The sequence below is a fragment of the Gemmatimonadota bacterium genome (assembly GCA_026705765.1).
GTDB lineage: Bacteria > Latescibacterota > UBA2968 > UBA2968 > UBA2968 > VXRD01.
Genome location: JAPPAB010000123.1, coordinates 1 through 7,677, shown reverse-complemented (window position 1 = coordinate 7,677; position 7,677 = coordinate 1). Strand labels below are relative to the sequence as shown.

Here is a 7,677-nt window from a genome sequence, read left to right as displayed (position 1 = left end):
CCATCGTAATAATAATATGCGTTGCATCGCCCACCGCCTGTGACGAAGGCACATAAGTCGCCCCCGCGCCCTCCATCTCGGCCACAATCTCGTCTCGCCGCGCATAAAATGTCACATCAAAACCGGCCTTCAACAAGTTGTGACACATAGGCTTACCCATAATTCCCAAACCGACAAACCCTATCTTGTCCATCTCATCACTCCTTCTCTGGTAAAACATCCATTTGTCTTTGACAACTGAAACACTTCAATATAATATAACCACAACCTACCCTATCATCCAATAAAGAGCCAACCATGAACACAAAAAAATCCTCCGACCCTTTACTCATCGGCATCGACGTTGGAACCACCAACATCAAAGCCTTGATCTTTGATCCTCGAGGTCGCGAAATCGCCCGCGCACAGGCCAAAACGCCCACGCATCATCCACAGCCAGAATGGGCGTATTACAAACCCGATGAACTCTGGGAAACCGTATGCGGCGTCCTGAAAAAAGCCATTGCACAAATCGACAATCCCGCCAACATCACCGGCATAGCCACCGCGAGCATCGGCGAAACAGGCGTCCCAATCGACAAGCGAGGAAACCCAACCAGTTATGCAATTGCCTGGTTTGACCAGCGCACCCGCCCGCAATGCGAACAACTGCGAAAAACCTTTGATCGCGACAAACTCTTCTCGCTTACAGGGCTTCCACTACAACCCATTTCCAGCCTGTGTAAAATCCTCTGGATACGCGAACACCAGCCCGAAGCCTTTGCGCGAACCGCCTCCTGGCTCAACACAGCCGATTATATTGCCTTTCGATTGTCGGGCATACCCGCCACCGACTATTCCCTCGCCTCTCGCACCCTTGCCTTTGACCTCCACAGGCGGCAATGGGCAAACGACCTCCTCAACGAACTCCGTCTTTCCTCAAATCTCTTCGCACCGCTTTGCAATTCAGGAACAGACCTGGGCACCATTCTTCCCAACATCGCACACGAAACCGGCCTGCCCCTGCACACGCGAATATGCGCTGGTGGACACGACCATATTTGCGGCGCACTTGCCGTTGGCGTTACAGAACCGGGAACAATGCTCAATTCTCTGGGCACCGCAGAAGCCATGTGCCTGCCCATTTCTCAGCCGCTTACAGACCCGCAAATAGGCCGCCAAAACTTCACCATAGGCGCACATGTCGCACCCGACCAATATTACTTCCTCGGCGGATTGTTTACAAGCGGAGCGAGCATCGAGTGGTTCCGCAACTTATTCGGCGAAGGCGCAGACTATAACACCTTGATTTCCGAAGCGAGCGAATCGCCCCCCGGTAGTCTGGGTGTTGGCTTTCTCCCACATCTGCGCTTTACCAACCCGCCCCATGCAGAAGCCATAGCACGCGGAACATTTATTGGCCTGACCCCCGATGTCAACCGCGGTACGCTCTTCCGAGCAATCCTCGAAGGTCTATCTCTGGAAATGCGCCATATTATCGATGCATCCAAATCTCATCTCGGCGTGCCCGAAACAAAAAATATTGTCGCAATCGGCGGTGGCATACGCAACCAACTCCTCATGCAAATCAAAGCCACCGTTCTCAATCAACCCATCGCCATCGCCGAAATGGATGAAGCAACCGCTCTGGGCGCGGCAGTGCTCGCCGGATTGGGCACAGGTGTTTACGCGGACATCGCCGATGCCCTGCACACGCTCGACATCCCCATGCAGACCGTTCACCCCATACCCGAACAGGTCGCCCATTACAACAGAATTTACAACCGCGTACACAAGCAAATTTACCCGACAGTGCAAGACCTCCACCACCAGATAGACCAGATCCAGATGACAACGATCAGATAACCTCGTCTTTTTTCATTTCCATATTCCGAAATTGCAAATCGCACAACTCGCGATAAAGCCCACCCCTATCAAACAACGCCCCATGTGTCCCGCGCTGCACAATCTCGCCCTGATCCAGCACCAGAATGCAATCCGCATGTTGCACTGTTGACAACCGATGCGCAATAATAAACGTCGTGCGTCCCACCATCAACCTTTCCAAAGCCTGTTGCACCTGTACTTCTGAAGCCGAATCCAGCGATGAAGTCGCCTCATCCAGCAACAAAATGCGCGCGTCTCGCAACAGAGCACGCGCAATTGCAACCCTCTGCCGCTGTCCCCCACTCAATTTCACGCCCTTTTCCCCAACCAACGCGCCGTATCCATCTGGCAAATCCACAATAAAATCGTGGGCATTCGCATCTCGGGCTGCCTGCTCGACCTCATCATCCGTCGCATCCAATCGCCCGTATCGGATATTTTCGCCAATAGAAGTACCGAACAAATCCACATCCTGTGATACCAGCGCGATCTGTTCGCGCAGCGATACAATCTGCACATCTCGCACATCCACACCATCCACGCGCACAACCCCAGAGGTCGCATCGTAAAATCTCGGAATCAGATTCATCAGCGTCGTCTTACCCGCGCCACTCGCCCCCACAAGCGCTATTGTTTGCCCTGGCAGGGTCTCAAATGAAACCCCCTTGATTACCGGTCGGTCGGGCTGGTATCCAAACCAAACATCTTCAAACGCCACAGCGCCGCGGACATCTGCAAGCGGAAACGCACCATCACTATCGGCAATCTCCGGTCGCGTCTCCAACAATTCAAAAATGTGTTCTGATGCACCCACAGCAGAATTTAAGGACGCATAAAGACGCGAAATCCCCATCACAGATCGGGCAATATTCATCGCGTAAAAAATAAACGCCACCAGATCGCCCGCCGACAAGCGCCCGGCCAGCACCTCTGTGCCCCCGTACCAGAAAATCACCACCAGCGCCAGCATAAAAAGAAATGCGATACAAGCCGAAAAAACCGCTTCCATAATCACGCGATAGCGCGACGTGCGAAACAAATCTTCGTTTGCCTCGCCATATCGATTCACCTCGAAAACTTCGCGTGCAAACGCCTTGACAACCCGCACAGCCGACAGGGCTTCTTCGGCAATCGCAGTCGTATCGCCCAACCGATCCTGAACCGTGCGAGACAACTCGCGGATGCGCTGTCCAAAATAGCGCGTCCCAACAGCGGCAACTGGCGCGGCAGCAAACACCACCAGACTCAATCGCCAATTGAGAACAACCATAGCCGCCACAGAGCCAACAGTCATAATCCCCGTCATCAAAACCTGCGAAATAGCACCCGTCGCAGCATTTCTGATAGCTCCCACATCATTGGTCAGGCGCGACATCAGTTCGCCCAACCTGTGATCGGCATAAAAGCGAAGTCCCAAAAGGTGCAAATGCGCATAAACCTTCTTGCGCAGATCCGTCACCACGCGCTCACCCACCCAGGAAATCCAGTAATGGCTACCCACATGCAAAAGCGACTGAAGCACAAAAAGCACCAGCATGCCAAGCGCCAGTAAATCCAACTGGTGTCTATCCCCCTGCTCGAACACAGAATCCAAAAGCGACCGCAAGCCCAGCGGAATCATCAGCCACACACCTGAGGAAAACGCGGTAAATACCAGCCCCAGGACGAGCCGAAACATGTATGGCCGGGCAAAAGCAAAAATGCGCTTCCACGCCAGCCACAATGCCACAGGGGAATATGTCTGGTCCTTTTTTTTATTCATTTATTTTTTCCTCAAAACAGCGGTCTCCTCAACATCCACCTCGAGATCAGCCGTAATCGCCACGCCGTAAGCATCTCGCGCAGCTTCAATTGATAGCCGCTCCTGTTTAACATCCTCCAGTACTCTTTTGGGATCGCGTTCAAAAGGCGACCCATAGCCCCCACCACCCGGAATACGCAATGTCACCGACTGCCCGGGTTGGAGGTCATAGCGCCCCTTTGGCGGCAAAACAGTGCCATCCGATAAAAAAAGTTCGCCGCACCTGCCATCGCGCCCCCCCAAAAAACCGCGCGGTGCATAGCGCGTGCGATCGTACATACACGAATGCAGCGCGGGATGTTCGGAATCAACAGACAACACCATCTCCTGCCCCAGCCCCCCTCGAAAAGTACCCGCACCGCCAGAATCGGGAATCAACGCGCGCCTGTGCATAATCACTGGCGACACGGACTCAATCGCTTCGGCAGGCACACCCTTAATCCCACTGGGAAACGCCGTCGCCGAAATCCCATCATCGCCGGGACGCGCGCCCATACCACCTGCGGAAAAAAAGATATACGCAAAGCGTTCACCCGTGCGACCTATCCCCTCCAACTGCGTATTCCAAAGCCCAGCCGACCCATCGGCAATCACGCGATCGGGAATCGCCTGAGAAAGTGCCCCAAACAGCGGTTGTGAAAGAAAATGCCCAACCAGGTGCCGCGCGCCCACAGCACACGGAAATTGCGCGTTTAAAATACATCCCTCAGGTGCCGTAACTGTTATGGGACGAAAACTGCCTTCATTATTGGGAATATGCGGACTAATGGCGCATTTCAAAGGATAAGTCGTATAAGCATGCGTATAATTGTACACCACATTGATCCCGCGATCCACCTGTGGCGATGTGCCCGTATAATCAACTACCAAACTGCGATCTTTAATAATAATTTTTGCGCGAATAACCAGCGGCCTATCGTACCCATCGAGTTTCACTTCATCCTCATAAACGCCATTTGCGATCTCCGAAATCGCCTCTCGGGTCGCCGCTTCTGACCGATCCAAAATCAGTTTCGACAACCCTTCCAGATCTGCGAGATCGTAATGTTCCAGCGCCTGAAGCAACTTGACAGCCCCCACATCATTCCCCGCCTGCTGCGCGTACAAATCGCCGACGACCTGATCTGGCTCGCGCACATTTGCCCGCACAATTGCGATCAAATCGCGATTGATCTCCCCTTCGCTAAACAATTTCATAATCGGGATATTCAGGCCCTCTTCATACACCTGACGCGCACCGGCACCCAGCGTGCGACCACCAATATCCATTGCATGGCAAGTATTGGCAAACCACCCCACGCCCCTACCTCGATAAAAAACCGGCGTAACAACCGTAATATCGTGCAAATGCCCCGACCCCAACCACGGATCATTGGTGAGCAAACTATCGCCGAGTTTCAGCGTATCAATCGGATACGCCTTCACAAAATGCCGCACGCAATTTGCCATCGTATTGATATGTCCCGGCGTCCCCGTCACCGCTTGCGCCAGCATGTTTCCCCCGCGGTCAAACACCCCCGCAGACAAATCGCCAGCCTCGCGCACCACCGTTGTAAAAGAAGCGTGCATCAGTGCTGCAGCCTGCTCATTCACAATAGAAATAAGGCGATTCCACAGCACTTCCAGCTCAACTGCATCAATTGTGCGATCCTTCATACGTCCTCCCTGATGAGAATCAGATTACCCGTATCATCGACTTGCAATACCCATCCGGGCGGCAATACCGTAGTGGATTCAACTTCCTCGACAATAGCGGGACCTTGCAAAACAGCCCCTCTTCCAAGTTCCTCCCGCCTGTAAACCGCAGTCCTGTATTTCCCATCTGGAAAAAGAACATCGCGCTGTCCCTCGGACACCTGATCGCCTGCGACCTCTCCAATGGTCCCAACATCGCAAATTTCCGGCTCTGGTCCCGAAACCGTCACGCGCCAGTGAATGGCCTCAACGGGAACCCCATCACACAGACGTCCATATAATTTTTTATAAGACGCATCAAAAGCCGCTTGAAGCGCGCCATCGGAACTTTCCATAAATTCTCCCAAAGGCACGGGAACGCTTATCTCGTGCCCCTGCCCAACATATCGCATATCAGCCGTGCGCACCACCCGAATCTCAGAATCATCGATCCCTGCCTCTCGCACGAGCGCCCGGCCCTCGTCTTCCATCTCTCCATAGAGCTTATTGACAACATCGCGATCCAACGCGGCAATCCGCGACACAAAACTCCGCACATAATCAAAAGCAATGGGCGCAAGCATCAAACCAAAAGCCGACCCAACCCCCGCAGCGGGCGGCACAATCACCCGATCAATCCCCAATCGCATCGCAACCCCGCATGCGTGTACAGGCCCAGCCCCACCCGTCGCAACCAGCGCGTATCCGTTCAAATCAATGCCGCGCTCGGCCGCGTGAACCCGTGCGGCATTGGCCATATTTTCATTCACCAAATCGTGAATACCCTGTGCGGCACGCACGCGATCCAGCCCGGTAAATCGCGCAAATTCATCAACCGCATCAGCAGCGCGATCCACATCCAGATCCATTTGTCCGCCCAAAAAATACCCGGCATTTAAATAGCCCAGCAAAAGATCGGCATCCGTCACTGTGGGCAACTGTCCACCACGCGCATAACAGGCAGGACCGGGATCTGCCCCCGCACTTTGCGGCCCAACCGTGGGCAAACCCAATTCACTCGCATGCGCAATACTACCTCCACCAGCCCCAATCTCGATCATATCGAGCACGGGCACGAGCAAGGGCACCCCACTGCCTCGCTTGAATCGATAAACTCGCGCGACCTCCGATTCAGTCGTAATGGGAAACGCCCCATCTTCGCTCAAAATGGCCTTTGCCGTCGTGCCCCCCATATCAAATGCGAGAATCTGCCCATACCCCGACCGATTGCCATAATGCGCCGCGGCAAGCGCGCCGCCACATGGACCGGATTCTACGAGACGCACGGGAAAACGCACCGCAGTCTGCACAGAACACGACCCACCGTTTGACAGCATAATATGCAGCGGTGCCAAAATCCCCAGCGCCTTCAACCCATCTTCCAAACGCGCGAGATATTTTGCCACCATAGGCTGAACATACGCATTTGCCACAGTCGTGGAAGTGCGCTCAAATTCTCGAAGTTCGGCGGCAACCCTGTGCGAAACAGAAATGCCTGCATCGGGTATAAGAGAACGCACAATTTCCTCTGCCCGACGCTCGTGGTCGGGATTGACATAAGCGTGCAAAAATGCAATGGCGACCGCCTCCACCCCGCCCTCGCGCAACACCTCGCAGGCTTTGACCACATCATCTTCATTTAATGGCGTCATCACCTCGCCGCGCGCGTACAGCCGCTCCCGCACCTCAACGCGCAACCGTCTCTCAACGAGAGGATCGGGCAATTTTAAAAACAAATCGTAGATATCGTAACGCCCCTCCCGCCCAATTTCCAGCGCGTCTCGAAACCCCGCTGTCGCAATCAGCCCGGTCTTTGCCCCCCTGCGCTCAATCAGCGCGTTTGTCACCAGTGTCGTGCCGTGAACCGCCCGGGCAATCGCGCCTGGCGACACCCCATTGAGCACCTCTTTCACGCCTTCCAGCACACTGACCGAAGGATCTGGAGACTGCGTCAACACCTTCGCCACAGACAAATTACCCGAAGCGTGTTCCCTCAACACAACATCTGTAAACGTGCCGCCGATATCTATTGCAAGCGTATATGCATCCTCACTCACCACCATACTCCTTTGCTTTGATTTTAATTTTTAATTCCTAAAATTGACCTTGACAAGCCATGATCCTTTTTGTAATTTTTGGTTCCTCATAACGAGCGGGAATAGCTCAGCTGGCTAGAGCATCTGCTTGCCATGCAGAAGGTCGCGGGTTCGAATCCCGTTTCCCGCTCCATTAATCCAACCCGTTAAATTAACGGGTTTTTTTTGTGGAGCAAACCGCTTGTCATCAGCTCTTGCCCGAGAAATAGCCAACCTGCGCCTGCCCGCACTTGCCCTTTG

Annotated in this window: 5 protein-coding genes and 1 tRNA gene; 2 read left to right on the top strand and 4 right to left on the bottom strand. The window is 53.9% G+C overall.

Going from position 1 to position 7,677, the window contains the following annotated elements:
* Positions 1–193 (bottom strand): NAD(P)-binding domain-containing protein (locus OXH16_16565; GenBank protein MCY3683011.1); only part of this gene is annotated, 193 nt, incomplete at its 3' end.
* Positions 194–297: 104 nt separating this feature from the next.
* Here OXH16_16565 and OXH16_16560 point away from each other — a divergent pair.
* Positions 298–1,845, top strand: a complete 1,548-nt coding sequence (locus OXH16_16560; GenBank protein MCY3683010.1) for an FGGY family carbohydrate kinase — start codon at positions 298–300, stop codon at positions 1,843–1,845.
* Here the strand turns inward: OXH16_16560 and OXH16_16555 are convergent.
* The 3 genes from OXH16_16555 to OXH16_16545 are packed head-to-tail and all read right to left on the bottom strand — an operon-like array spanning position 1,838 to position 7,398.
* Positions 1,838–3,628 (bottom strand): ABC transporter transmembrane domain-containing protein, encoded by a 1,791-nt coding sequence (locus tag OXH16_16555; GenBank protein MCY3683009.1) that lies wholly within the window; start codon positions 3,626–3,628, stop codon positions 1,838–1,840. The genes OXH16_16560 and OXH16_16555 overlap by 8 nt on opposite strands.
* Complete coding sequence (locus tag OXH16_16550) at positions 3,629–5,323, bottom strand: hydantoinase B/oxoprolinase family protein (GenBank protein MCY3683008.1); 1,695 nt, start codon at positions 5,321–5,323, stop codon at positions 3,629–3,631.
* On the bottom strand, positions 5,320–7,398 hold the full coding sequence (locus OXH16_16545; protein ID MCY3683007.1) for a hydantoinase/oxoprolinase family protein: 2,079 nt from the start codon (positions 7,396–7,398) through the stop codon (positions 5,320–5,322). Before OXH16_16545 ends, OXH16_16550 begins: the two co-directional genes overlap by 4 nt.
* A gap of 95 nt (positions 7,399–7,493) precedes the next feature.
* Between OXH16_16545 and OXH16_16540 the strand changes: the two genes are divergently transcribed.
* A tRNA-Gly gene (locus tag OXH16_16540) sits at positions 7,494–7,570 on the top strand.
* Positions 7,571–7,677: the final 107 nt, after the last annotated feature.